The organism is Ralstonia sp. R-29 (genome assembly GCF_049913345.1).
Classification (GTDB): Bacteria; Pseudomonadota; Gammaproteobacteria; order Burkholderiales; family Burkholderiaceae; genus Ralstonia.
The window spans coordinates 365,428-390,395 of record NZ_CP184378.1; the positions used below are offsets into that span (position 1 = coordinate 365,428).

Here is a 24,968-nt window from a genome sequence, read left to right on the forward strand (position 1 = left end):
ACCATGTATCAGATGCAGGAAGGTTCCTTGTCGCTCCCAGCGGACTGGATCGACAAGACAATGAATGTGTTCGTCTCGGCCTCCACCGGCACGGAAGGCGTGAGCTTTGTCGTCACGCGCGAGCGTTTGCCGTGGGGCATGCAGTTTGGCGAGTACGCCGCCAGCGAGCTGCAGAAGCTCGCCAAGCAGGTGCCCGACTACGAAGCGGTGAGCAGCAACGAGACCACGGTGTCTGGCCGCGCAGCGTATGCGCACGAATACAAATGGTCGAACAACGGGCGGCCGCTGCAGCAACTGCTGACGATGGTGGAGCACGGCAAGCAGGTGCTGATGCTCACCTTTACCGCGCCCGGTGTGCTGAGTGCCAGCCAGAAGGCATTGGTGGAAGGCGTGGTGCAGAGCCTGCGCCTGAACGAGCCGGCCTGAGCGCAGCACTGCCATGGCGGACCAAGATCCAAGCACACCGAGTTCTCCCACCGGGCCGAGCGGCACCGCCGAGGAGCGCATGGCCGCGCTTCAAAACCTGGAAGACGGCGAGGCGAAGAAACAGTCGCAGATGAAGTGGGTGGACGGCGCCAACTACGGCATGTTGGGCGCCGACGTTGGCTATGGTGCGTACGCCGCCGGCACCGCCGCAACGGCAGCAGGCGCGACCGGTGCGGCCGCGGCCGGTGCCGCGGCGCTGGCAGCAGTGCCTGCTGTGGTGGCACTGGGCGGTGCGTGGCTGCTCGGCAAGATTGGTGTTACGGGCGCCGTCGAGAAAGGCGCCGAATGGCTGGGCGACAAGCTGGGCCTGAGCATCGGAAAGGGCGATCCGCACCCGGCGTGCATAGGCGATGACATCGCACATTCATCGGGCTTCTGGGGCATGGTGGCCGGTCTCGCAATCGGGGTCGCCATTGGAGCCGCAGTTGCCGCGACGGTTGCGACCGGCGGGTTGGCCGGTGCGGTGATCGTGGGTGCGTGTATGGCAGGCGGGCTGAGCCTCGGCAGCGGCCTAGCCGCAGCCAGCCAGAGCTTGGGCAGCAACTGCGGAAAGATCGCGTCAGGCTCGGGCAATGTCACCTTCGAAGGCAAAGCCGCCGCGCGCGTGACCGACATCATCGCCTGCGATAAGCACCCAGGGCCTGAGCCGCTGGTTGAAGGCAGTCTCACCATCACCGTCAATCAGTTGCCGCTTGTGCGTGTGGGTCATTCGAGCCATTGCAGTGGCAAGGTGAACTCGGGGCGCAAGAGCGTCTTGATTGACAAGACGACTGGGCAGTTTGGGCCGAAGAACCCGGAACTGACGGCGGGTGAGGAGTTTTTTGCTGGGCTGGTGGGCGGGTTGCTGGGGGCGAAGCTGGGCGGCATGGTCAAGGGCCGGGCGCCGGGTGAGCCGACCAAGTCGGCGGAGCGGGAAGGGGTTAAGGACGAGACCGCCACGCCTTGCAAAGATCCCATCGATGTCGCCACTGGCGAGATGATGGAGATCCGCACGGACGTGTCGATCCCCGGTGTATTGCCGGTGGTGCTGACGCGCCGCTACCGTACACGTTCGGATGACGACGGCATGCTTGGCCCGAAGTGGTCGGTCAACTGGTCGCAGCGTTTGCGGTGGGATGACGGCCACCTCGTTCGCTTCTTCGATGGCGGCGGACTCTCCATTACGTTTGAAGCGCCGGATGCCGAACTGAACGGCATCAACCTGCGCGAGCCACGCTATCGCTTGGAGGGGACGCGGGCCGCACCGCGCATCCTCGACGATGAAACGCGGCACATCCTCCGGTTCTCACCTCTGCTCGACGGTGCCACTTCCCGCATAGAGCGCATCGAAGACTGGAACGGCAACGCCATCAACTTTGAGTACGACGCGTACGGCCGTCTAGCAACGCTGCGGCACACAGTCGGCTATTGGCTGGTGCTGGGGTATTTGGGTGGCGCGCGTACCCTATCTAGCATCACGTTGCATGAGGTATCAGGCGACACGCATCGCTTGGTCGACTACGCGTACGAGAACGGCATGCTTACGCAGGTGTCGAGCTTGCAGTACGGCCAGTTCCATTACACCTACGATGTGCACGGCTGGATGACCAGCTGGCGTGATACCGACAAGACCGAGGTGCGCTACGCCTACGACAGCGCTGGCCGCGTGGTCGAAACCGGCACGCGCGAGGGCTACCACACCGGCCGCTTCATCTACGAAGATGGCGTCACGCGTGTGATCGACGTCGATGGGGAATGGCGCTACGAACACAACGCCGAAGGGCTTGTTACGCGCGAGGTGAATCCGCTGGGTCATGCTACCCAGCGGGCGTGGCAGCTCGGACGGCTGGCCTCCCAAACCGATGCACTTGGGCGGCGCACCGATTTTGGCTACGACGACCAAGGGCGGCTGGCCAGCATGGGTGATCCAGCGGGCGGAGCCACACTGTTCAAGTACGACGCACAGCGCCGCCTTGCTGCGGTGGTGCAACCCACAGGCGACCGCTTGACGCTCGAGTATGACGGCAAGCATCGCCTGACTACGCGCACGGAGCCCGACGGCAGCGTCAAGCGCTATCGATATGGCGAGCATGGCGAACTCCTGCGCGTGGTGGACGGCGAGCATGAAACCCGCCACGACTACGACGCACAACTGCGGCTCATCAGCACACGCCTGCCGACGGGCGCGAAACTCGGCACACGCTTTGATACGCTGGGCCGCTTACTCGAAGAAACCGATGCAGCGGGAAGCATAACGCGCCACGACTACACAGCAGGCCCGGACAACCCGCGCGGCCATCGGGCGCGGACCGCGCTGCCGGACGGCAGCCTCCACCGCATTGCGTACAACACCGAGGGATTGGCAGTTGCGAGCACTGATCCGCTGGGGCGAATCACGCGCCATACCTATGGCCCGTTCGATCTGCTGACCAGCACGACCGACACTGCCGGCTATGCAACCCGCTTTGAGTACGACCACGCGACACGGCCAACGCGGATCATCAACCCGCGCGGGGAAGTATGGGAGTTCCGATACGACGCCGCAGGCCGAGTCGTGACTGAAATCGATTGGGGCGGCCGCGTCTCGCACTACGAGCGCGATGTTGCTGGCCGCGTGGTCAAGAAGACGTGGTCAGACGGCGGCGTGTGGTTGTACCGCTATGACGGCGGGGATCGCCCCGTGGCCATCGATGCTGGCGACGTCAAACTCGTCTATCGATACGACACGGCAGGCCGCATGATCGCGGCTGCGGTGCAGAGCGACACGACATACGTCAACCGCTTCCGCTACGACAATAAAGGCCGCCTGATCGAAGAAGAGCAGCACGGTCAGCGCGTGCAGCACGCCTACGATGCGCAGGGTCGGCGCAACGTGCGCAAGACTCCGCATCAAGAGACGCGCTACGAATATGACGCGCTCGGTGCGCTGACGCAGGTTGGCGGCTTGACCATTCAACGTGACGCGCTGGGCCGCGAAACCGGCAGGCAAGCAGGCGAGTTTGTCTTGGCGCGCCAGTACGACGCCGTGGGCCGTCTGCAGCGGCAGGCGGCCGGACCGCGCACCGCCTTTGACGCACTGCAGGCGGCACCGGCGGACGCGCTGCAACAGCTGACCCGCCAGCGCTATCGCTATGACGCCGCGGGCCAACTGACGCAAGTCGATACCGATGCCGACAGCTTCACGTACATGCACGATGCGCGTGGGCAAGTCACCACAGTTGGCAGCATCCAGCAACCGGCCGAACACTATGCCTACGATGCCGCCCGCAATATTGCCGCGCATGGTAAGCAAGGTCCGGTTGATCGGCATGACTATGTTGCGGGAGGTCTGCCTACGCAGGTCGGGCACATCCACTACCGCTACGACGCGCGCGGACGGGTCATCGAAAAGACGGTTGATCAGCCGGGCATTGAGGCTCGCACGTGGCGGTACACCTGGGATGGGCTCAATCGCCTGATTGGGGTGCGCACCCCCACAAACGAAACCTGGGCCTACCGCTATGACGCGTTCGGGCGACGTGTTGAAAAACGGCACGTCGAGACTGGCCGCGCAGTACGGTTCCTGTGGGACGACTATACGCTCGCCGAGCGTTGGGACCAGCGCCCTGACGGCACGGCTGGCGCGGCAACGACATGGCACTTCGAGCCCGAGAGCTTCATGCCGCTGGCGCAGGAGTGTGGCGAGCTGCAGTACGCTGTCTTCAGCGCCCCGACAGGCCTGCCGTTGGAGATGTATCGAACCTCGGGCGAAAAAGTCTGGTCTGCACGCTACAGCCTGTGGGGTAAGCAACTCAACGAAGATACCCACGCCGATACCGCAGGGATTGAGCTGGATACGAGTCTGCGTTTTGCCGGGCAGTGGGCCGATGAAGAGTCGGGCCTGCACTACAACGTCAACCGGTACTACGACCCGGACAGCGGCTGTTATCTGAGCATTGACCCGATCGCGATTCAGGGCGGGCATCGCACGCAGGGGTATGTGCAGAATCCGTTGCGGGAGATGGATCCGCTGGGGTTGCAGCCTTGCTTGGAGCGGTACGAGCGTTATAAGCAACTGCGCGCGGAGGGGTACTCCGCGGCAGATGCTGCTCGCTTGTCGAAGACGGGCGCAGATGGAACGTTGCCGGAACTGCCAAACAAGACAGGGAATTCCGGTGGCAAGGTCGACTACGGTGACATTCCACCGGAACACCACTGGCGCTACGATCGCTACCTTAGTGAATCCAACAAGAAGCTGGGCCCTGACGCTTGGTACGCTAAAGCAAAGCAAGCGTGGGCCAACAATAAAGGCGGAAACGCCTTCGAGCAGGCGGCCCGGCGAGACCTTGGGGCCCCTTTGGGACGCGGCTCGAAGCCTGTATCCATTGATGGGTACATTCCCGATTTGCCTGTCGGCAAGGAATTCGGGGTGACCGATGTCAAGAACTGGGTGGAGGTCACAAACAACGATCAGCTACGCGCATTTCATCAGTATGCTGCGGATCATGATCTACCATTCAACATTGTCGTTGGGCCAAGAACGCAGACGATCTCGGAGCCGCTTCTTGATAACATTCGCCAAACAGGCGGTAGCGTAATTGAATACAATCCGACGACGCGCGAATTCAATCCTATTGATATTGGAAAAACAGGACCCTGGAAAAGGAATTAAGGCATGACGTTTTCTCTACTTGCCCTGCTAACCGAGCAATCGCCTGCAATGTCCAACGAATCGTTGGCAAATGAGTTGCGGGAGTACTTCGCAAACCAAGAGAATTTTTCCCTGAAATTTGAGCGGCTGCCGTTCGCCAAGACTGATACGCTCGCCTTGCGCTGGGGAATTTGGTTGATGCGCGTTGCCTATGAAGAGGGCAGCCGTATTCAGGACGAATCCGCCCAGATTCAGGAGATTCTCGGTGACCGATCTCCGTGTGAACTGTCTACCATTGACCGCCGGGTGCGCGTGGTTTTTGGGGACGACGATGATCGCGAGCATACGAATCAGATCATCGACATGATGCAGTTTCTGCAGGATATTCCAGGCAGCATCGTTTTCGATCCGCAGCAGAACGATTTGATGCAGTGAGGGCAGTGCTTTCGACGTCGCCCCCTCCACGCCGTGCGCATGTCCGAGCTTCCAGACCTCATCCACCAGCAAATCACTGCACTCTGCAGCAAGGGCGACGAGCTTGCAGAACAAGGCGACCTTGACGCCGCCAAACAGCACTACATCGCTGCACTGCGCCTGCTGCCCGACAACCCGCTCGACTGGGAAGCGGCCACGTGGATCTATGTCGCCATTGGCGATGTGCACTTCCGCACGGGCAATTTCGACAAGGCGTTCAAGTGCTTCTACAAGGCGGTGCAATGCCCCAAGGGGTTGGGTAATCCATACATTCACCTTCGCCTCGGTCAGCTCTATTACGAGCAGAGCAACTTCGACAAGGCGGCCGATGAATTGACCCGTGCCTACATGGGTGGCAGCTTGGACATCTTTCTCGAAGACGACCCCAAGTACCTGGAATTCCTGGAAACCAAGATCAAGCTCTGAGTCGTTTCGACAAAGAAAGATGACACTGATCAAAATTCATGGTTGGGACAAGAGGCCTCAAACCGCATTGCGCGGGATCAAGGTAGGAGACATCTTCCTGCTGTCGATTGACGGCGAGTCATATGCGGCAGGCAGGGTTCTGTCCAAAGTCGATATTGGGCATGGGGTGGAATTCTTCGACCTCTTGCTGAGGAGACCAGAGATCACCGCGTCGGAGATCGAGTCCGCTCAGCGGGCGGGCACGCCAGTGTTTGTCGACTCGTATGGGTTGTTTGACCGGAAGATCGAGGGGGATTGGCGCATCGTTGGCCATGACGACGGCTTTGTTCCCCGCGAGGAAAGTGCGTACTTTTCCTACGGAGCCGGACAATATTGGAAGGTCGATATCTTTGGAGCCGAGGTGGAAGTTTCCCAAAAAGAAGCGGAAAAATATCCCTCGTATAGCCCGCAAGGTGATGCGAAGGTGAAGCAGTGGCTTGTTCCGATATTGAATCGGGGCCGATAGTCATTGAGGGGCGCCACCTGTTTGCGGTGATATTCGGGCGAACGGGGGGATGTGCGAGGCAGCGGTGGAAAAGTGGTTTGCCCTCCATGCGCTGTCCAGTGCAATGCGCGGGGCAAAAAAAACGCGGCCGAAGCCGCGCAGAGTCTCGCTTTCCGAGAGAGAGAAGAGATAACGCTTTTTACTGCTGCGCCACAGTCGCCTGAGCGGGCGGCAGATCACCCCACCCGCCGCCCAGCGCCTTGACCAACCCCACCGTCGCATTCACACGGGCGCCCGCCAGCTGCACGCCGATGCGCTCGGCCGACAGCATGTTGCGCTCCGCATCGATCACATCCAGGTAGTTGACCGACCCGGCGTTGTAGCGCGTGCGCGAGAGCTGTGCGGCACGCGACGACGCACGAACCGCATCGTCCTGAGCCTTGGACTGATCGGCCAGCAGGCGCAGGTCCGACAGGTTGTCTTCCACCTCGCGGAAGGCGACGAGCACGCTTTCGCGGTAGTTGGCGACGTTCTCTTCGTACGCGGCGCGCGCTTGCTTCACGCCTGCACTGCGTGCGCCACCGTCGAAGATTGGCAGCGACAGTGCGGTGCCGACCAGCGGCCCGAGAATCCACGTGCGGCTGCCCCACTTGAGCAGGTCGCCAATGTCGTGCGACTCGTAGCCGAAGCCGCCCGTGAGTTGCAGCTGCGGGAAGAACGCTGCGCGTGCGACGCCGATGCGTGCGTTGGCCGCAGCCATGGAGCGTTCTGCAGCGGCCACGTCTGGGCGGCGTTCCAGCAGGGCGGAGGGCAGGCCAGCCGGCACGCGCACATCCAGCGTGGTGAGCGGTTGCGCGTCCATGTTGAAGTCAGCGGGGGCTTTGCCCAGCAACGTAGCCAACGCATGCTCCAGCACGGCGCGACGACGTTGCACGCCGATGCGATCGGAGCGCGCGGTGGCCAGCTCGGTATCGGCACGGGCGACATCCAGCTCGCCAATGTCGCCAGTGTTGAAGCGGCGCTGCACGAGCTTGAGGGCTTCTTCGCGGCCGACCAGCGTGCGGGCGAGCAACGCCTCTTCTGCATCGAGCGTGCGCAGGCTGAAGTACGTCTGCGCCACGTCGGCTTGCAAGGAGAGGCGCGCGGCGCGGTAGAGCGCTTCCACGCGTTCGGCGTCGGCATCAGCGGCGCTCACGCTGTTGCGTACGCGGCCGAAGAGGTCGGCTTCATACGCCACGGTGGCTTGCGCGCGCCAGTACGTCTGCGGCTGCACGGGCGCACCCACCGGCAAGCCGGCGGACGCCGCCGAAGCCCGCTGGCGCGTCGGGCCGAAGCCCGCGTCCAGTTCCGGGAACAGCGATGCACGGTTGGCCTGCACGAAGGCGCGCGCCTGGTTCACGCGCGCGGCTGCGGCGGCCAGCGTGGGACTGGCTTCTGCGGCCTGTGCTTCGAGCTTGTCGAGCGTCGGGTCGTTGAAGATCTTCCACCACGCGCCATCGGCGGGCAGCGAGGGCTCGGCCGTCTTCCACTTGCCTTGTTCGCCTGCGGCCAGCTGTGTACCTGCCGCGAGTTTGGAAGATTCGGCAGCTTCCTTGAAGGCGTTGGGCGTGCCGACGTCCGGCTTCTCGTAGGTCGGGGCCAGCGAGCAGGCCGCGAGGAACAGCGCGGCGGCCAGCGCCAGCGGAGTCCAGCGGCCGGGTCGCACGGCTTGACTTGGTTGTTGTTTGAACGCGTTCATAGCGATGTCTTGATTAGTGTTGACCTTAGTGCTGACCCGAGGGCACCGGCAGCGCGCCATCCAGGTCCAGATCACGATCCGGTGCATCTTCCGAGCGCTGGCCACGACGGGCAGCCAGCGTGCGCAGCAGCACGTAGAACACCGGCGTGAGGAATAGGCCGAACAGCGTCACACCCAGCATCCCCGCGAACACGGCCACGCCCATGGCATGACGCATTTCCGCACCGGCGCCGGTCGACACCACCAGGGGCACCACGCCCATGATGAAAGCGATCGACGTCATCAGGATCGGGCGCAGACGCAGGCGGCAAGCCTCGATGGCGGCTTCCACGATGGAGCGTCCTTGCAGTTCAAGCTCGCGCGCAAACTCCACGATCAGGATCGCGTTCTTACACGCCAGCCCCACCAGCACCACCAAGCCGATCTGCGTGAAGATGTTGTTGTCTCCATGCGAGACCCACACGCCCAGCATGGCGGCAAACAAGCTCATCGGCACGATCAGGATCACGGCCAGCGGCAGCGTCAGGCTTTCGTATTGCGCAGCCAGCACCAGGAACACCAGCAGCACGCAGATCGGGAAGATCCACACGGCGGAGTTGCCGGCCAGGATTTGCTGATACGTCAGGTCCGTCCACTCGAAGCGCACGCCCTTGGGCAGCGTTTCATGCGCGATGCGTTCCACAGCCGCTTGTGCCTGGCCCGACGAGAAGCCCGGAGCAGGGCCACCGTTGATGTCGGCAGCGGTGTAGCCGTTGTAGCGCACCACCATGTCCGGCCCGAAGCCTTGCGACACGCGCAGCAGAGACGACAGCGGCACCATGTCACCCGCGGTGTTGCGCGTCTTCAATTGCAGGATGTCTTCAGCATGGGCGCGGAACGGCGCGTCTGCCTGCACCTTCACTTGGTACGTGCGGCCGAAGCGGTTGAAGTCGTTCACGTACAGCGAGCCCAGGTAGACCTGCATGGTGTCGAACACGTCCGTGACCGGCACGCCCAACTGCTTGGCCTTCACACGGTCCAGATCGGCATTCAACTGCGGCACGTTGATCTGGTAGCTCGAGAACGACGGGCCCAGCTCAGGCGTCTGGCGTGCCTTGGCCATGAAGGCCTGCGTGGCGGCAAAGAGCTGTTCGTAACCGACCGAGCCACGGTCTTCGATCTGCATCTTGAAGCCACCCACCGTGCCGAGGCCTTGCACCGGCGGCGGGGGGAACACGGCGATGAATGCATCCTTGATGGCGCCGTACTGCTTGTTCAACTGGCCCGCAATGGCACCGCCCGACAGGTCGGCACTCTTGCGCTGGTCAAACGGCTTGAGCGTGACGAACACAATGCCGGCGCTCGGGCTGTTGGTGAAGCCGTTGATCGACAGGCCCGGGAAGGCCACGGCGCTTTCCACGCCGGGGTGCTTCAGGGCGATGTCGGACATGCGGCGGATCACGTCTTCCGTGCGGTCGAGCGAGGCACCGTCCGGCAGTTGCGCGAAGCTCACCAGGTATTGCTTGTCCTGCATCGGCACGAAGCCGCCCGGCACCTTGTTGAACAGCAGCGCGGTCGCACCGATCAACGCGAGGTAGATGCCAAGCATCACGGCCTTGCGACCGATCACGCGCGAGGTGCTGCGGCCATACGATTCCGACGCCGCGCCAAACACGCGGTTGAACGGGCGGAAGATCCAGCCCAGGCCCTTGTCCATTGCACGCGCCAGCCAATCCTTCGGCGCGTCATGGCTCTTGAGCAGCAGGGCAGCGAGCGCTGGCGACAGCGTGAGCGAGTTGAACGCCGAAATCACGGTCGAGATCGAGATCGTCAGCGCGAACTGCTTGTAGAACTGACCGGTCAGGCCCGTCATGAAGGCCAGCGGCACGAACACGGCAATCAGCGTCAGGGCAATGGCGATGATCGGGCCGCTCACCTCACGCATGGCCTTGTACGTGGCCTCGCGTGGCGATAACCCTTCGGCGATGTTCCGCTCGACGTTTTCCACCACCACGATGGCATCGTCCACCACAATCCCGATCGCCAGCACCAGCCCGAAGAGCGACAGCGCGTTGATCGAGAAGCCGAACATCAGCATCAGGCCAAACGTACCGATGATCGACACCGGCACCGCCAGCAGCGGAATGATCGACGCACGCCACGTCTGCAGGAACAGGATCACCACGAGCACCACAAGCGCCACCGCTTCCAGCAGCGTGTGCGTGACGGCTTCGATACTCGATCGGACGAACTGCGTCGGGTCATAGACGATGCGGTAGTCGACGCCTTCGGGAAAGTCTTCCTTCAGCTCGGCCATCGTCTTGCGCACGTCATCCGAAATCTGCAGTGCGTTGGAACCCGGCGCCTGGAAGATCGGAATGGCCACGGCCTGCTTGTTGTCCAGCAGCGAGCGCAGGCCGTATTCCGACGCGGCCAGCTCAATGCGGGCCACGTCACGCAGGTACGTGACGGCGCCGTTGGGCGAGCTCTTGAGGATGATGTCGCCGAATTCCTGCTCGGTTTTCAGGCGACCTTGCGCGTTGACGGACAGCTGCAGGTCCGTGCCCGGCACCGATGGCGAACCGCCGATCACGCCAGCCGCCACCTGCACGTTCTGGTCACGGATGGCCTTGACCACTTCGTTGGCGGTCAGGCCGCGCTCCGCGACCTTGTTCGGGTCGAGCCACACGCGCATCGAGTAGTCGCCCGAGCCGAACAATTGCACCTGGCCCACGCCGCTGATCCGCGCCAAGCGATCCTTGACGTTGAGCACTGCGTAGTTGCGCAGGTACGTCATGTCGTAGCGGTCGTTGGGCGACAGCAAGTGCACCACCATCGTCAGATCGGGGCTGCTCTTGATGGTCGTCACGCCCAGGCGTTGCACCACGTCGGGCAGGCGCGGCAGCGCTTGCGACACACGGTTCTGCACGAGCTGCTGCGCCTTGTCCGGGTCGGTGCCCAGCTTGAAGGTGACCGTCGTGGTCATGTTGCCGTCGCTGTTGGCTTGCGACTGCATGTACAGCATGTTTTCGACGCCGTTGATCTGCTCTTCGAGCGGCGAAGCCACGGTTTCGGCAATCACCTTGGGGTTGGCGCCCGGAAACTGCGCGCGCACCACCACCGAAGGCGGCACGACCTCGGGGTACTCCGAGATCGGCAATCGCCAGATCGAGATGATCCCGATCAGCAGGATCAGCGTGGAGAGCACGCCCGCAAAGATCGGGCGGTCCACGAAAAATTTAGAGAAGTTCATGGCTGTGAGCGATGAGGTTCAGTCGCGTTTTTTCGCAATCAGGCGCGATCGGCCGGAAGGCGTTGTGCGTTAGCGGCGGTCTTGGCGTTGGCAGGCTTGGTTTCAGCCTTGGCAGCAGGCGCAGTGGATGTGTCGGCTTTGGCTTCGGCCGGTGCGGCGGGCGCTTCGGGTTGTGCACCCGGCAGCACCACGCGCTTGGTGACCAAGCTATCCATGGTCACCGCATTGGGTGCCACGGCGTCGCCCGGGCGCACGCGCTGAATGCCGTTGACGACGATGCGGTCGCCCGCCTTCAGGCCAGACTTCACAACACGCAGCCCATCGATGGAGGCGCCCAGCACAACCGGGCGATAGCTCGTCTTGTTGGCCGCATCCACCACCAGCACGAACTTCTTGTCCTGGTCCGTACCGATGGCCTTGTCGCTGATGAGGATGGCGTCATGCGGCGCGCCGGTGCTCATGCGTACGCGGGCGTACAGGCCCGGCGTGAGGCGGCCATCGGCGTTGTCCAGCGTGGCGCGCACGCGGATCGTGCCAGAGCGCACATCCAGCCGGTTGTCGACGGACTGGATGGCGCCTTCGCGCGTGTAGCCATCTTCATTGGCCAGGCCGATGTAGACCGGCGTCTTGGTGCCCTGGGCCGCCTTGGCGGAGTAGCGCAGGTAGCTCTGCTCGTCCGCATCAAACGCTACGTACATCGGTGACACCGACACCAGCGTCGTCAGCACCGGCGAGGCGCCGCCGGCAGAGACCACGTTGCCGACGGTGATCTCCGCACGCGATACGCGGCCGGACACCGGCGCCACGATGCGTGTGTACTCCAGGTTCAGCTTGGCGGCATCCAGCGCAGCAGCGGCGCCTTGCAGGTTGGCTTGCGCCTCGCGCGCGGCGTTTTCCTTCTCTTCAAACTCGCGGCGGGCGATGGCGTTGTCGGCCACCAGCTTCTGTGCGCGATCCAGTTCCGACGTGGTGTAGGCCACGCGCGACTTGGCGGCCGTCAGCGCGGCTTGCGTGCGGGCCACCTCGGCGGCATACGGGCGTGGGTCGATGGTGAACAGCGGGTCGCCCTTCTTGACGATACTGCCGTCTTTGAAGTGGACCGCCGTGACGGTGCCGCTCACCAGCGGGCGGACTTCCACGCGTTCAACGGCTTCGATGCGGCCGGAGAATTCATCCCACTCCGCCACGTTCTTGGCAAGGACGGGGGCCACATCAACCGGCGTGGCGGCGGGGGCGCCTGCTGGCTGCTGCGAGGCGCCGGCAGTGGAAACCAGGCCGTAGGTGCCGATGGCGGCGACGCCAAGCACGGCTGCAGCCGAAATGGCGATGGTGCGTTTGGACAGGCTCATGATGTCTCTCTCGATTCGTTGGGATAGGCAAAGAGAAAAAGGACTCGGTAAAACCGCTCGGAACACGTAGGGGCCGCAGCGTAGAAACACGCGCGCGGCCTCGCACTCCGTTTCTTGTTATGTGGGTTCAGCCAGGCGTCTCCCCGGTTGGGTCAATGGGGGTGCGGTCCTTTCGATCCGCACGTGCGCGCCGTTTGCGGGGCGTCGCCGCCTGGCGTGTCATACCCAGATGCCAGCGCAGGAAGCACGTCATCTCGTCTTGCGCGACGGCGCTCATGGCAATCGAGTCATGGCAGGCCTCGTGCACGCGCACGACTTGCGTGGCCACGCCGGCCTCGATGAGGGCGGTGGCGTAACGCTCGGCCTCGGTGCGCAGCAGGTCTTGGGGCGCGGTCAGCAGCAGGGCAGGGGGCAGACCCTGCAGGCGGCGCGATTCCACCGGCGCGGCATACGGATGCACGCGCTCGGTCGGGCGGGGCAGGTACTGGCGATAGCAATCGGCGCAGACTTCGGCCGAGTTGGTGGCATTGGCCAGATGATCGGGGCGCACGCGTGCCATGGTCGGGTCGAGCATTGGGGCAATCAGTACCTGCGCACGCAGGTTCGGGCCGCCACGGTCGCGGGCGATCATCGTCAGCGCGGCGGAGAGGTTGCCGCCCGCGTCGTGCCCGGCCACCGCCATGCGGCGCTTGTCGATGCCCCAGGCGGTGGCGTGCTCGGCCATGCAGCACAGTGCGGCGTACACATCTTCCGGCGCGGCCGGAAAGGGCGCGGCGGGCGCAAGCGAATAGCCCACCGTCACCACCGCCGCCGGCAGCGTGGCGGCTAGATGGCGAGCCGGTGCTTCCGCATCGTCGATGGAGCCGTTGACGAAGCCGCCACCATGCAGATACAGCACGGCAGGGTGACGCAGCGGCGCGGCAGCGTCGTCGGCGTGCATTTCCGGGCGGAAAACTCGCAGGCGGATGCGGTTGGCGTAGCCCTGCGTCCAATAGTCCTCGGCGTGCACCTCGCGTGGCAGCGCGGGCGTGGAAGCTTGCTCCGGCAGCGGGCATGTTGCGCTGCGCAAATGGGGATTGGCCGCGACATTTGTTACGTCGGCGGTGCTGTGCGATTGCGCTGGCCGAACACTGGCCGCGGCCGCATTTTCCGTATGCGTGCGTTCCGAAACAACCAAGCGCGGTGGAGAAGAACCCATGATGTCAGGCGGGGCTTACCTTTGCGGATAACCCGAATCTCAATGGGCTGAATGATGGTGATTAGACGAACGCGGATAAATGCCTATAATCAGACATCACTATTAGTTGCAGCCGAACAATCAAAATTTACGGTTGTGCTACAAAGTGTTCCTTGCTCGAGGCCGATCTTGTTGCACTGCGAAAACCCGTAGTCGCTGCCCTCCTGATCGCGCCAACCGGGTGCACCCCTTCAGATTTCACGGGTATTGCGCATTACCGTTTGGATTCCGGTAGTGCGTACGGTCCGTGGAGTCCGACCCTCAGGAGCCGCAGATGGATCGCTTGCAGGCCATGCAGGTTTTCACGCGCGTTGTGGAAGCCAGTAGCTTTACCAAGGCTGCCGACAGCCTTCAATTACCTCGCGCCACGGTCACGAACCTGGTGCAAAGCCTTGAGGCGCATCTCGGCGTGCGCCTGCTGCACCGGACCACCCGCCGCGTCAACGTAACAGCCGACGGCGCAGCGTACTACGAGCGCTGCGTGCGGCTGCTCGGCGACCTGGAAGAAACCGAGGCCGCGTTCTCGCAGAGCGCAACGGGCGCACGCGGCACGCTGCGCATCGACGTGCCTGCCTCCATTGGCAAACGGTTGCTGGTGCCGCGCATCCGCAGTTTTCATGAGGCGTACCCCGATCTTCAGCTCGAGATCGGCATGAGCGATCGCCCGGTCGATCTGGTGCAAGAGGGCGTGGATTGCGCCGTGCGCGGCGGCGAGTTGCAGGATTCCACCCTCGTCGCGCGGCGGATTGGGCAGTTGCCGATGGTCAATTGCGCCTCGCCGGAATACCTCGCGCAGTACGGCACGCCCAACACGCTTGAGGATCTGCAGGACCACGTGGCGGTGAACTACTTCTCTGCCCGCAATGGCCGCCGCATGGATTGGGATTTCGTGATCGACGGGCAGAAGCAGATCCACAAGGTACGCAGCATGGTGTCCGTCAACGATGCGGAATCGGCGGTGGCGTGTGGGTTGCACGGCCTCGGGCTGCTGCAGACGTCGCGCTTTCTGGTGTACGAGCACCTGATGTCGGGCGCCCTGGTGGAAGTGCTGCCGGATTACATCTCCGAGCCGATCCCGGTGTCGGTGGTGTACCCGCATAACCGGCATCTGTCGCCCAAGGTGCGGGTGTTTGTGGACTGGGTGGCGACGCTGTTTGCCGATCACCCATGCCTGCAGTTGAAGGAAAACCCGCGGCTGCAGATTGTTAGTGCGGCCTGAACAGTTATTTCTGCAAAGTCGCATTTATCAGACAGGAGCAACGATCTATTCTGCCTTCCAAGCGCAACAACGAGCGCAAACGAATCAGGAATCGATCATGAGCTCCCGTCTCTCCTCTCTCTTCTCGCGCCGCGCCGGCCTGGCCCTTGTGGCTTTGATTTCGGCGTCTGCCGCGCTGCTGTCGCAACCGGCAACGGCAGTGGTTCAACCCAATTTCGATGCGCCCGCCGCCACGCAGTCGGGCCGTTTTGACCCGTACACCCAAGGCGCCGATCGCCAGGTCGACACCTACGGCTACCTCTCCTGGAATGGCGACGCCAGCTACCCGAACGGTGGTTCTGCCTCCCGCGCGTAAGCCTTCGGCCATCGGCCCACACTGATTTCTCCTCCCTCCGTTGTCTTTGCGGCGTGACTGAGCAGGTCACGCCGCTTTTTATTTGCGCAAAGCGTCATCCGCTGCGCCATAGCGCACGGCAATCAAGGCGATCAATGTTCCGTTGAACATTCTCGTTGCGCGTCAAGAGACGTCACAAAATCCGGTCCCATAGTCAATCCAACACGGGAACCGCCATGAACGTCGACCTCTCGAGCGCCATGCTCGATTCGATTCGCCAGTCCCTCAGCAGCATCAGCGTCAACGACGATCCGCAACCCTCTGCAGATGGCGCGGCAGCCGGTTTCTCCGATCTGCTCAAGCACGCCGTGCATGGCACGGACGCCCAGCAACATCACGCCAACGACCTGGTGACCGCCGTGGAAACCGGCGCCAGTGACGACCTCGTCGGCGCGATGCTCGCGAGCCAGCAGGCCAGCCTGTCGTTCTCGGCGATGGTTCAGGTGCGCAACAAGCTCATGAGCGCGTTTGACGACATCATCAAGATGCAGGTTTGACGAGGACTGCCAACGTGCTCGATCAAATCAAAACGCTCACCGCGCGATTGACGCCTGAAGGCGGGTTCCGCCTGCCGTCGTCCGCTGCGCTGGCCAAGCTGGCACCGATCGTCATCCTGGCGATCTGCCTGACCGCGCTGGCGATGATGCTGATGCATCACCAGAACGCGCGCTACAAGCCGCTGTTCGGCGCGCACGAAACCGTGCCGGCCGCCGACATGATGGCCGCGCTGGACGCCGACGGCATTCCGTATCGCATTCACCCCGACAGCGGCCAAGTGCTGGTGCCCGAGCAGAAGCTGGGTGCCGCGCGCATGCTGCTGGCCGCCAAGGGCGTTGTCGCCAAGCTGCCCGAAGGGCTGGAGCAGGTGGACAAGAGCGACCCGCTGGGCGTGAGCCAGTTCGTGCAGGACGTGCGCTTTCGCCGTGGTCTGGAAGGCGAGTTGACGCAGAGCATCGTGGCGCTCGACCCGGTGTCGACGGCGCGCGTGCATCTGTCGATCGCCAAATCGACGTCGTTCATTCTTTCCGATGGTGACAAGAGCTCGGCCTCCGTCGTGCTCACGCTCAAGCCGAATCGCAAGCTGAGCAAGGAACAGATCGCCGCGATCGTCGCCCTGGTGGCCGGCAGCGTGGCCAACCTGGACCCGGCCCGCGTGACGGTGGTGGACCAGGCGGGCAATCACCTGTCTGCGCAGATCGACCCGGTACTGGGTGGTGCATCTGCACTCGACAGCGAACTGGGCGCGCAAACGCGCGAGCAGACCCTGCGCAATATCCGTGAACTGCTCACGCCCACGCTGGGCGAAGGAAACTTCCGCGCCAGCGTGGCGGTGGAGCTGGACCACGACCGCGTGGAAGAAACCCACGAGCAATACGGCGAAGCGCCCAAGGTCACGCAAGAAGCCATTCGCGACGAGAAGGACATCGGCCAGGCTGCACTGGGTGTGCCGGGTTCGCTGTCGAACCGTCCGGCGCCCGCATCTGCCTCTGCCCCGGCCGCCTCCGAGCCGCCGCACTCCGCCAAGAACGCACAAACGCGCCAATACGCCTACGACCGCAACGTTGTGCAGATCAAGCGCAGCCCCGTGCGTGTGAAGCGGTTGAACGTGGCCGTGGTGCTGAACAACGGTGCCGCGCCGGGCCAGGAAAAGGCGTGGACCACCGAACAACTCGCTCAGGTCGACAAGATCCTGCGCAACGGTCTGGGCATCGATGCCGAGCGTGAAGACGCGCTGGTGGTGTCGTCGCTGGACTTCCGCACTGCGCCGGTGGCCGCGTCGCTGCCATGGTGGCAGCAGCCCGACAACATCGTGACGATGGGCACGTGGGGCGCATGGGCACTGGGCGCGCTGCTGGGCTTCTTCTTCATCTTCCGCCCGCTGCTCAAGGTGCTGCGTACGTGGGCCAACGGTGGGCGTGATCCGCAAGTCGTGGATGCCGTCGTCGCCGGCACGGAAGCCCCGGCCATCGAGGCCCCTGGCGCCGACGCTGATACGCAGCCGCTGCTGCTGGCCGACGCCAACCTGCCGCCGATCGGCTCCGATGTCGACGTGCTGATCGAACACCTGAAGCATCTGGCCGGCCAAGACCCCGAGCGCGTGGCCGAAGTCATCAAACCTTGGATTCGAGACGATGAACACACCAGCTAACGTACCCGCAACTGTGGATGCAACCGCACCGGCCTTGCCGGCAACTGCTCCGGCGTTGAACCTCAGCACGGTGGAACGCGCCGCCATCATCCTGCTCAGCATGGGTGAAGAAGCCGCGGCGGGTGTGCTGCGCTGCTTGTCACGTGAAGAACTGCTGGGCGTGACGATGGTCATGTCGCGCATGCAGGGCGTGAAGGTGGATGCCGTGCAGAACACCATCGAGCGCTTCTTCGCAAACTTCCGCGCGCAAAGCAGCGTGCGTGGCGCCTCGCGTTCGTTCCTGCAGCGCTCGCTGGACATGGCGCTGGGTGGCGTGGTGGCCAACAGCGTGCTCAACAAGATCTACGGCGACGTGATCGGCCCCAAGATGGCCCGTCTGCAGTGGGCGCAGCCCCAATGGCTGGCCGATCGCCTGCGCGACGAACACGTGCGCATGCAGGCCATGTTCCTGGCCTTCCTGCCGCCCGAGCAGGCGAGCCTGGTCATTCAAGCTCTGCCGGAAGCGCAGCGCGAGCAGGTGCTGCTCGACATCGCCCGTCTGACGGAAATCGACTACGACCTGCTGCGTGATCTGGAAGCGGTGGTCGACGGCTGCATCGCCAACCTCGGCACACAAAGCACCGCCGTGGAAGGCGTGCGCCAAGCGGCCGACATCATCAACCGCCTGCCGGGCGACCGTGCACGCGTGGTGGAACTGCTGCGCGCACGAGACCCGGACCTCGTGGCCGCCGTGGAAGAGCGCATCTACGACTTTGCCGTCATTGGCAAGCAGAGCGACGAGGTGATCTCCGTCATCCTCGAACAGGTCGACATGGAACTGTGGGGCGTGGCACTCAAGGGTGCCGACCCGGCCGTGCGCGACACGCTGCTGCGCTCCATGCCGCGCCGCTCGGTGCAGGCGTTTGAAGAGATGCTGCGTCGTACGGGCCCGGCACCGGCCAGCAAGGTCGAAGCGGCCCGCCGCGAAATCATGGACACCATCCGCGAGCTGGCCGACGAAGGCGAGATCGAGTTGCAGCTCGTGGCGGAGGACGTCCTCAAATGAAGGCTTACCGCCGTTACGCCTTTCCGCCACTGGCACGCGTGCGTGCCGCCCATGAGCAGCGCGATGGGTTGTCGCTGCCGGACGAGGCTGGACTGCTCGCCACGCAATTGCATGCGCCGCCCGCTGAAGAGTTGCTCGACGAGGCGCGGCAGGCCGGCTACGACGCCGGGCATGCCGATGGCTTTGCCGCAGGTGAGCGCACGGGTGCTGACCAAGCACGCCACGATGTGCGTGCCGGGCTCGATGCATTGGTCGCGCCGGTCGATGCACTGGTCGCCGGTTTCAACGGCGCACAGCAAGCGTATCGGGCCAAGGTGCGCGCCGAAGTGGCCACGCTGGTGGGCGACGTCGCCCGCCAAGTTGTGCGGGCAGAACTCGAAGCCCGCCCCGAACAGATTCTTGCGTTTGTCGATGAAGCCATCGGCACGCTGGCCAAGGCCCCCGACGACATCAGCGTGCGGTTGAACCCGGCCGACTATGCCCGCATTGCCGAAGCCGCGCCCGAGCGCGCAAGCCACTGGCACCTGGCCCCCGACGACCGCCTCGACCCCGGTGAGTGCCGCGTGCAGGCCGGCGACGTAGAAATGGACGCCGGCTGCGGTCAACGCTTGGCAGCCTGCATCGAGCGCATTGCCGTGCAGCTCTCGCACGTCGATGCCGAGGCTGCGGAAGGAGCCGCCGTATGAGCGATTCCGTACTCGGTGCGCTCCACCTAGGCGATGTGCCAGTTGCGCGGCCGGTCGGGCGCTTGTCCGCCGTGTCGGGCCTGCTGCTGGAAGTGACCGGCTATCCGTTTGAAACCGGCCAGCTTGCGCGTATCGAAACCGCATCGGGCGGCTGGCTTGAAGCGCGCGTCGTGGGTTTTCGCGAAGGCGTGTCGTACCTGATGCCGTTCCGCCCCGCTGAAGGGCTGAGCGCCGGTGCCCGCGTGTTTCCTGACGACGGCACCCGCACGCTGTCCATCGGCCCCGCATGGCGCGGCCGTGTGATCGATGGCCTGGGCGAGCCGATTGACGGGCGCGGCCCATTGACTGGCGATGCCGTGCTCGATCTGGAGCCGCCGCGCGTCAACCCGCTGCGCAAGCAGCCGGTGGAAGGCGTGCTGGACGTGGGTGTGCGCGCCATCGACGGCATGCTCACGCTGGGCCGTGGCCAACGTGTCGGCCTGTTTGCAGGCAGCGGTGTCGGCAAGAGCGTGCTGCTCGGCATGATCACACGCCAGACCGCGGCCGATGTGGTGGTCGTCGGCCTGATCGGTGAGCGTGGTCGTGAAGTGCGCGAATTCATCGAGCATTCGCTTGGTCCCGAGGGCATGTCCAAGGCCATCATCGTGGTCGCTCCAGCGGATGAATCCCCGCTGATGCGCCTGATGGCCACCGAGCTGTGCCATGCCATCGCCACGCATTTCCGCGACACGGGCAGCAATGTGCTGCTGCTGGTCGATTCCCTCACGCGCTATGCGATGGCGCAGCGCGAACTGGCGCTGGCATTGGGCGAGCCGCCCGCCACGCGCGGATATCCGCCCTCAGTGTTCGGCATGTTGCCGCGCCTGGTGGAGCGTGCCGGCAACGGTGAAGGCGCGGGCAGCATGAGCGCCATCTACACCGTGCTGGCCGAAGGCGATGACGAACAGGACCCCGTGGTGGATACCGCGCGGGCCATTCTGGACGGCCACATCATGCTCTCGCGCGATCTCGCATCGCAGGGGCATTACCCCGCCATTGACGTGCTGCGCTCGGTGAGTCGATGCATGTCGCTGGTAGCGCCGCGAGAGCAGATCGACGCCGTGCGCAAAGTCAAAGACATGATGTCGCGCCACGCCAATGTGCGCGACCTGATCCCGCTCGGCGGTTACGTTGCCGGGGCGGACCCTGCCACTGATCACGCCGTGCAGATGCACGACCACATTGAAGCCTTCCTATGCCAGCGACAGGACGAAGCGGCATCGCGTGACGCCACGCTCATGACCCTCAAGGAGATTGCCGCATGAACACCGAACGTGTTGTTGCCGGGCTGTCGAAACTCGTTGCCATGCGCGCGCAGGAAGTCGATCGGTTGAGTGCCGATGTGGCTGCGCGCGATGCCGAAGGCGCCCGTTACCGCCGCCATATCTCGCAGATGACCGCGTTGATGCAAACCGTCGAGACCGGTGCCCACGTGCATCCGGCCCACGCCATGAACGGCGCGCGCTATCGCAGCGCCATGGCGGATCTGATTCACCAGCACGAACGCAAGTTGGCCAACCACGAAGCCTCGGTAGCTTCGCTGCGCGCGGACTTGCGCCATGCGCGCTTGCGGCACGAACAGATCGACGTGGTCCGCCGCAAGAAACTCACCGCGCTCGACATCGAACAACGCGCGCGCGATCGCAAGCGCGAAGACCAACAAGCTTCCCAGGCATGGCTGCGACGCCGCCTGTCGCACGGGGGCGCACTCTCTCACCCAACCTGACCAGCGAGGACAGCCATGTTCGGCAACGTATCCCCCGCGGAAAGCGCCAAGGCGTTTACCGATTTGTACATGATGAACGCGACGACGCGTCTGAAGGCCCTGCAAGAGAACAATGCCACTGCCAAAGCGGCGCTCTCCAAGCTGCAAGGTGCGTTGAGTTCGTTCCAGACCGCGTTGGCGGGCCTGTCGGGTGCCAGCAGCATCGTCAAGCAGAAAGCCACGCTGTCGAACCCCGCGCTGGGCAACGCCACGGTGGGAAACAGTGCGCAACCGGGTAGCTATTCGTTCTTCGTCCAGCAGCTTGCTTCGGTGCACCAGGTGGCGTATTCGGGCATTCCGTCGTTTCAAGGCAAGGATGCCGGCACGCTGAAGATCGATCTGAAGAACGGCGAGTCGTTTGATGTGGACTTGTCTTCGGCCAACGTCGATGCCAGCGGCAATGTGTCGCCAGCAGAACTGGCGCGGGCCATCAATCAGGCCGAGGGCAATGAAGGCAAGGTCGCCGCGTCGATCGTCACGATCAACGGCGAGCAGCGTCTGGTGCTGACCTCCGGAGAAACCGGCGAGGAGAGTGAGATCTCGCTCGACACCAGCGGTATCAACGACACCGCACTGGCTGCCGTGCTCTCGGGCACGCCCGACGAGTTGTCGGCTGCACGTGACGCCATCTTCAAGCTGGGTGGTGAAAGCGGCGTCGAGATCAAGCAGTCCAGCAACACCTTCACCGGTATTCAAGGCGTTGCCGTCACCTTCACACAGGCCATGAAACCGGGCGACTCGCCGTTGCTGTTGGATGTGGAACTCGACAAGAGCGCGACAACAGAGTCCGTACAGGCGTTTGTCGATGCCTACAACGAAGTGATGAGCGTGCTGGCCGAGCTGACCAAGGTCAACCCGGACGATCCCGCCAACGCCGGCCCATTCGTGGGCGACGCCGGCGTGCGCGGCCTGCAGGCGCGCATGAGCGAACTGCTGCGCGGTGCGGTGGGCGATGCGAGCCTGCTGGACTACGGCATCAGTGCCGACCGTAGCGGCAAGCTCTCGCTCGACGCCTCCAAGCTCGAAGCCGGGCTGGCCAAGGACCCGAACGGGCTCGACGCGCTGTTCTCCAATGCCGACAAGGGCATCGCCAAGCGCATGGACGACTACCTGAAGACATGGACCTCGTCTGTGGACGGCCATATCAAGCGCCGCCAGGAGAACACGGAGTCCGTTGAGAAATCGTTGAACAAGAAAGAGCTTTCGCTCGATGCTCAATACACTCGGATGTATGACAGGTATCTGGCGCAGTTCACGCGCGTTGAGCAACTGCAGTACCAGATGGAATTCACGATGAACCTGATCGACAACATTCCCGACTTTGGGGGATCGAAAAAATGATGACCACACAACACGGCTACGGTGACTACCAGACAGCGAATCTCGAAGGCCAGACGGCAAGCGCGTCGCCGGTGCGTCTGGTGGTCGTGTTGATGGACGGCCTGCTCGACGAAATGGCGCGTGCGCGCGCCCATATCGAGGCCAAGCGTTACGAAGAGAAGGGCCACAGCCTCAACAAGTGCATCGGCATGTTGCACGGCCTGACCAGCGCGCTCGACTTTGATGCGGGCGGCGAGGTGGTCGTCAACATGGCCCGCTTGTATGAGTACTGCACGTGGCGCTTGAACGAGGCGGGGCTCACGCTGGACCCGGCCATCATCGACGAAGTCTCTGAGCTGATCCGCACGCTGCGGGCCGCTTGGGAAGGCGTCGACCAACGATTTGGATGACACGACCATGGACCAGTCCGACTATCTCCTGCGACTCGCGTCGCGCGTACGGCAAGCTATTCTCAAGCGCGATTTTGATGCGCTTGAGCGCTTGAACCACGAGGTGCACGACGTCGTCAGCGGTATGGCGACCAAGCGGGCGCTGAATGTGGCCGAGCGCGAATCGCTGGTGTTGCTGCGGGTTGCGCATCGTGCGGCCATTGCGCTGCTCGCATCGGAGTCCGAGCGGTTGGTGGACGCCATGAGCGGCCTGCGCGTACGCCGCGCAGGTTGGGACGCCTACGCCGCGCAAGGTGGCCTCCGATGAGGATGGGCATGCTGGCCATGGGCGATCTCGCACCTGCCACCGCGCTTGCCGGCCTTCCTGGGCTACCGGCATTGACCGGTGATGCCAGCGCGCTGCAGAACGTTTCGCTTGCGGAGTTTGAAGACCTGCTGGCAGGCGACTTCGCCGCACAAGTCGAGGGTTCTGACGTGGATGCAGATCCGTTCGCGCAGATGGATGCCTGGGTTGCGCAGGCGTTGGCACAGGCGATCGAAGCGGAGATGCCGCTGGGTCTCATGCCGTCTTTGCAAGACGGCGCGATGGCTGCGCCCTGGTTGATGCAAGCGTTGGAGGTCCATCAAGCGCAGCCTGCTTTCAGTGACGACGCGATTGCGCCACAGGCCTCGGCTTTGCCGGCCCAGGTGCCTGCGCAACTCCGTGGCGCAGGGCTGGCAGCCGTGCAGACCGGGGGCGCGATTGAATTCGCAGCTTTGCAGGCCGGCGCACCTGGTGCGGCGGATGCCGTACAGGCGGAGCGCGTCGTCCACCAACGGTTGGCGGCGCCAGTTGCACCGCAGGCACAGGAAGGCACGGCCGCCGGAACGGCGCAGTTGCTGAATCCGCGCGCCTCCCAGGACACCGCATTGCCGGCAGGCATGCCTGCCATTGCGCCAGAAGGCCTGGCGCGATTGAGTGGCAGCCAGAACGATTTGCCTGGGGCACCTGCGGCATCCGCGCCGCGCGCGCCCACTGAGCCACAGCAGAAGTTGATTGACGCGCTGGGCGATCGCCTGAGCGTGCAGACAGCGCAAGGCATGCGGCAGGCCGTGATCCGGCTGGATCCGCACTTGAACGGCTCGGTCCGCATCGAGCTGCGGCAGGACGCCAACGGCATTGCCGTTCACCTGTCGGCAACCAACGCCGATGTCGTTCGCCAGCTGCAAGCCATTGGCGAGAGCCTGCGCCAGGACCTCAGCGCTCGCAACGGTGGCGATGTCACCGTGCAGGTTTCCGCCAGCCGGCAAGGCCAGGCAGATGCGGATACGTCGGGTGGGCGTGAGCGCCATGCCCGTGACGACGCAGAGGAGGGCCCCGGCCGTGGGCTGGCCGCCGCCGGTGGGGATGGCGCATTCGAATTTGTGTCGCGAGATGCGGCGCGCACGGAGAAGGAAACGGTATGAAACAGAATCTGATGATGATCGCCATTGCGGCGGCAGTCGCCGTGGGCGCAGCCGGTGTGACGGCATTTGTGGTGACCCGCGGGGGCAATCCGGCAGGGGCCGTTGCTGCCAAGCCGCCCCGCCTGCCCATCGACGCGCAAGCGCGCTATGTGTCCCTCGACAAGCTGATCGTCATGTTGCGCAGCACCGAGGGCAGCGCCCGGCCGCGCTACGTGGTGATGGACCTCGTCTTCTCCGCCACTGACGCCAAGCGCGAAAAGCAGGTGAAAGAACACCTGCCGGTGCTGCGCGCCACGGCATACAGCGTCCTGTCCGAGCGTACGGCGGCAGATATCCAGCGCATGGGGCCGATCGAGCTTGCCGCCATGCTCAACAAGGAATACGAGCACGGCTACGGCGGCGCTGACCGCACGCCCTTTGACAAGGTGCTGGTGACGAAGGTCATGATGGACTGAACGCC

22 protein-coding genes are annotated in these 24,968 nt (G+C 63.8%); 18 read left to right on the forward strand and 4 right to left on the reverse strand.

The features are described 5' to 3' along the window. The first annotated feature begins 3 nt into the window (after positions 1–3). The 5 genes from ACN9M1_RS18855 to ACN9M1_RS18875 are packed head-to-tail and all read left to right on the forward strand — an operon-like array spanning position 4 to position 6,500. Entirely contained in the window at positions 4–426 is a 423-nt protein-coding gene (locus tag ACN9M1_RS18855) for a DcrB-related protein (protein WP_426400083.1), read from the forward strand. Positions 427–439: 13 nt separating this feature from the next. Further along, complete coding sequence (locus ACN9M1_RS18860) at positions 440–5,116, forward strand: DUF6531 domain-containing protein (RefSeq protein ID WP_426400084.1); 4,677 nt, start codon at positions 440–442, stop codon at positions 5,114–5,116. Between the two features lie 3 nt (positions 5,117–5,119). Beyond that, the gene (locus ACN9M1_RS18865; RefSeq protein ID WP_426400085.1) at positions 5,120–5,530 is read left to right on the forward strand and encodes a hypothetical protein; all 411 of its coding nucleotides are present in this window, start codon (positions 5,120–5,122) and stop codon (positions 5,528–5,530) included. Between the two features lie 39 nt (positions 5,531–5,569). Beyond that, a complete protein-coding gene (locus ACN9M1_RS18870; RefSeq protein WP_426400086.1) occupies positions 5,570–5,995 on the forward strand; it encodes a tetratricopeptide repeat protein in 426 nt (141 codons plus the stop codon). 19 nt (positions 5,996–6,014) lie between these two features. Further along, the gene (locus ACN9M1_RS18875; RefSeq protein ID WP_426400087.1) at positions 6,015–6,500 is read left to right on the forward strand and encodes an Imm26 family immunity protein; all 486 of its coding nucleotides are present in this window, start codon (positions 6,015–6,017) and stop codon (positions 6,498–6,500) included. Between the two features lie 178 nt (positions 6,501–6,678). On the opposite strand, the gene ACN9M1_RS18880 is transcribed toward ACN9M1_RS18875, so the two are convergent. The 4 genes from ACN9M1_RS18880 to ACN9M1_RS18895 all read right to left on the reverse strand — a co-directional run bounded on the left by ACN9M1_RS18880 (position 6,679) and on the right by ACN9M1_RS18895 (position 13,996). Beyond that, entirely contained in the window at positions 6,679–8,217 is a 1,539-nt protein-coding gene (locus ACN9M1_RS18880; RefSeq protein WP_426400088.1) for an efflux transporter outer membrane subunit, read from the reverse strand. A gap of 25 nt (positions 8,218–8,242) precedes the next feature. Continuing rightward, entirely contained in the window at positions 8,243–11,449 is a 3,207-nt protein-coding gene (locus ACN9M1_RS18885) for an efflux RND transporter permease subunit (protein WP_426400089.1), read from the reverse strand. 38 nt (positions 11,450–11,487) lie between these two features. Next, a complete protein-coding gene (locus ACN9M1_RS18890; RefSeq protein ID WP_426400090.1) occupies positions 11,488–12,798 on the reverse strand; it encodes an efflux RND transporter periplasmic adaptor subunit in 1,311 nt (436 codons plus the stop codon). A gap of 127 nt (positions 12,799–12,925) precedes the next feature. After that, a complete protein-coding gene (locus ACN9M1_RS18895; protein ID WP_426400091.1) occupies positions 12,926–13,996 on the reverse strand; it encodes an alpha/beta hydrolase in 1,071 nt (356 codons plus the stop codon). A gap of 313 nt (positions 13,997–14,309) precedes the next feature. Here ACN9M1_RS18895 and ACN9M1_RS18900 point away from each other — a divergent pair, with 313 nt between their 5' ends. The 13 genes from ACN9M1_RS18900 (at position 14,310) to ACN9M1_RS18960 (ending at position 24,963) form a co-directional block, all read left to right on the forward strand. Further along, a complete protein-coding gene (locus ACN9M1_RS18900) occupies positions 14,310–15,254 on the forward strand; it encodes a LysR substrate-binding domain-containing protein (RefSeq protein WP_426400092.1) in 945 nt (314 codons plus the stop codon). Between the two features lie 97 nt (positions 15,255–15,351). Beyond that, positions 15,352–15,609 carry a hypothetical protein gene (locus tag ACN9M1_RS18905; RefSeq protein WP_426400093.1) on the forward strand — a complete coding sequence of 86 codons (258 nt, stop codon included), beginning with the start codon at positions 15,352–15,354 and terminating at the stop codon, positions 15,607–15,609. Positions 15,610–15,824: 215 nt separating this feature from the next. Next, complete coding sequence (fliE, locus tag ACN9M1_RS18910; protein ID WP_426400094.1) at positions 15,825–16,145, forward strand: flagellar hook-basal body complex protein FliE; 321 nt, start codon at positions 15,825–15,827, stop codon at positions 16,143–16,145. 14 nt (positions 16,146–16,159) lie between these two features. Then, positions 16,160–17,797 (forward strand): flagellar basal-body MS-ring/collar protein FliF, encoded by a 1,638-nt coding sequence (gene fliF / locus ACN9M1_RS18915; RefSeq protein WP_426400095.1) that lies wholly within the window; start codon positions 16,160–16,162, stop codon positions 17,795–17,797. Next, on the forward strand, positions 17,781–18,842 hold the full coding sequence (locus ACN9M1_RS18920; RefSeq protein ID WP_426400096.1) for a FliG C-terminal domain-containing protein: 1,062 nt from the start codon (positions 17,781–17,783) through the stop codon (positions 18,840–18,842). The genes fliF and ACN9M1_RS18920 overlap by 17 nt, the downstream gene beginning before the upstream one ends. Then, positions 18,839–19,528 (forward strand): FliH/SctL family protein, encoded by a 690-nt coding sequence (locus tag ACN9M1_RS18925; RefSeq protein WP_426400097.1) that lies wholly within the window; start codon positions 18,839–18,841, stop codon positions 19,526–19,528. Before ACN9M1_RS18920 ends, ACN9M1_RS18925 begins: the two co-directional genes overlap by 4 nt. Continuing rightward, positions 19,525–20,832 carry a FliI/YscN family ATPase gene (locus tag ACN9M1_RS18930; RefSeq protein WP_426400098.1) on the forward strand — a complete coding sequence of 436 codons (1,308 nt, stop codon included), beginning with the start codon at positions 19,525–19,527 and terminating at the stop codon, positions 20,830–20,832. Before ACN9M1_RS18925 ends, ACN9M1_RS18930 begins: the two co-directional genes overlap by 4 nt. Next, on the forward strand, positions 20,829–21,293 hold the full coding sequence (locus ACN9M1_RS18935) for a hypothetical protein (protein WP_426400099.1): 465 nt from the start codon (positions 20,829–20,831) through the stop codon (positions 21,291–21,293). Before ACN9M1_RS18930 ends, ACN9M1_RS18935 begins: the two co-directional genes overlap by 4 nt. Positions 21,294–21,308: 15 nt before the next feature. Continuing rightward, positions 21,309–22,673: a flagellar filament capping protein FliD gene (fliD, locus tag ACN9M1_RS18940; protein ID WP_426400100.1), complete on the forward strand. Its 1,365-nt coding sequence runs from the start codon at positions 21,309–21,311 to the stop codon at positions 22,671–22,673. Beyond that, positions 22,673–23,062 carry a flagellar export chaperone FliS gene (gene fliS, locus ACN9M1_RS18945; protein ID WP_426400685.1) on the forward strand — a complete coding sequence of 130 codons (390 nt, stop codon included), beginning with the start codon at positions 22,673–22,675 and terminating at the stop codon, positions 23,060–23,062. The genes fliD and fliS overlap by 1 nt, the downstream gene beginning before the upstream one ends. Positions 23,063–23,069: 7 nt before the next feature. Then, positions 23,070–23,369, forward strand: a complete 300-nt coding sequence (locus ACN9M1_RS18950) for a hypothetical protein (protein WP_426400101.1) — start codon at positions 23,070–23,072, stop codon at positions 23,367–23,369. After that, a complete protein-coding gene (locus ACN9M1_RS18955; protein ID WP_426400102.1) occupies positions 23,366–24,508 on the forward strand; it encodes a flagellar hook-length control protein FliK in 1,143 nt (380 codons plus the stop codon). Before ACN9M1_RS18950 ends, ACN9M1_RS18955 begins: the two co-directional genes overlap by 4 nt. Then, entirely contained in the window at positions 24,505–24,963 is a 459-nt protein-coding gene (locus tag ACN9M1_RS18960; protein ID WP_426400103.1) for a flagellar basal body-associated FliL family protein, read from the forward strand. The genes ACN9M1_RS18955 and ACN9M1_RS18960 overlap by 4 nt, the downstream gene beginning before the upstream one ends. Positions 24,964–24,968: the final 5 nt, after the last annotated feature.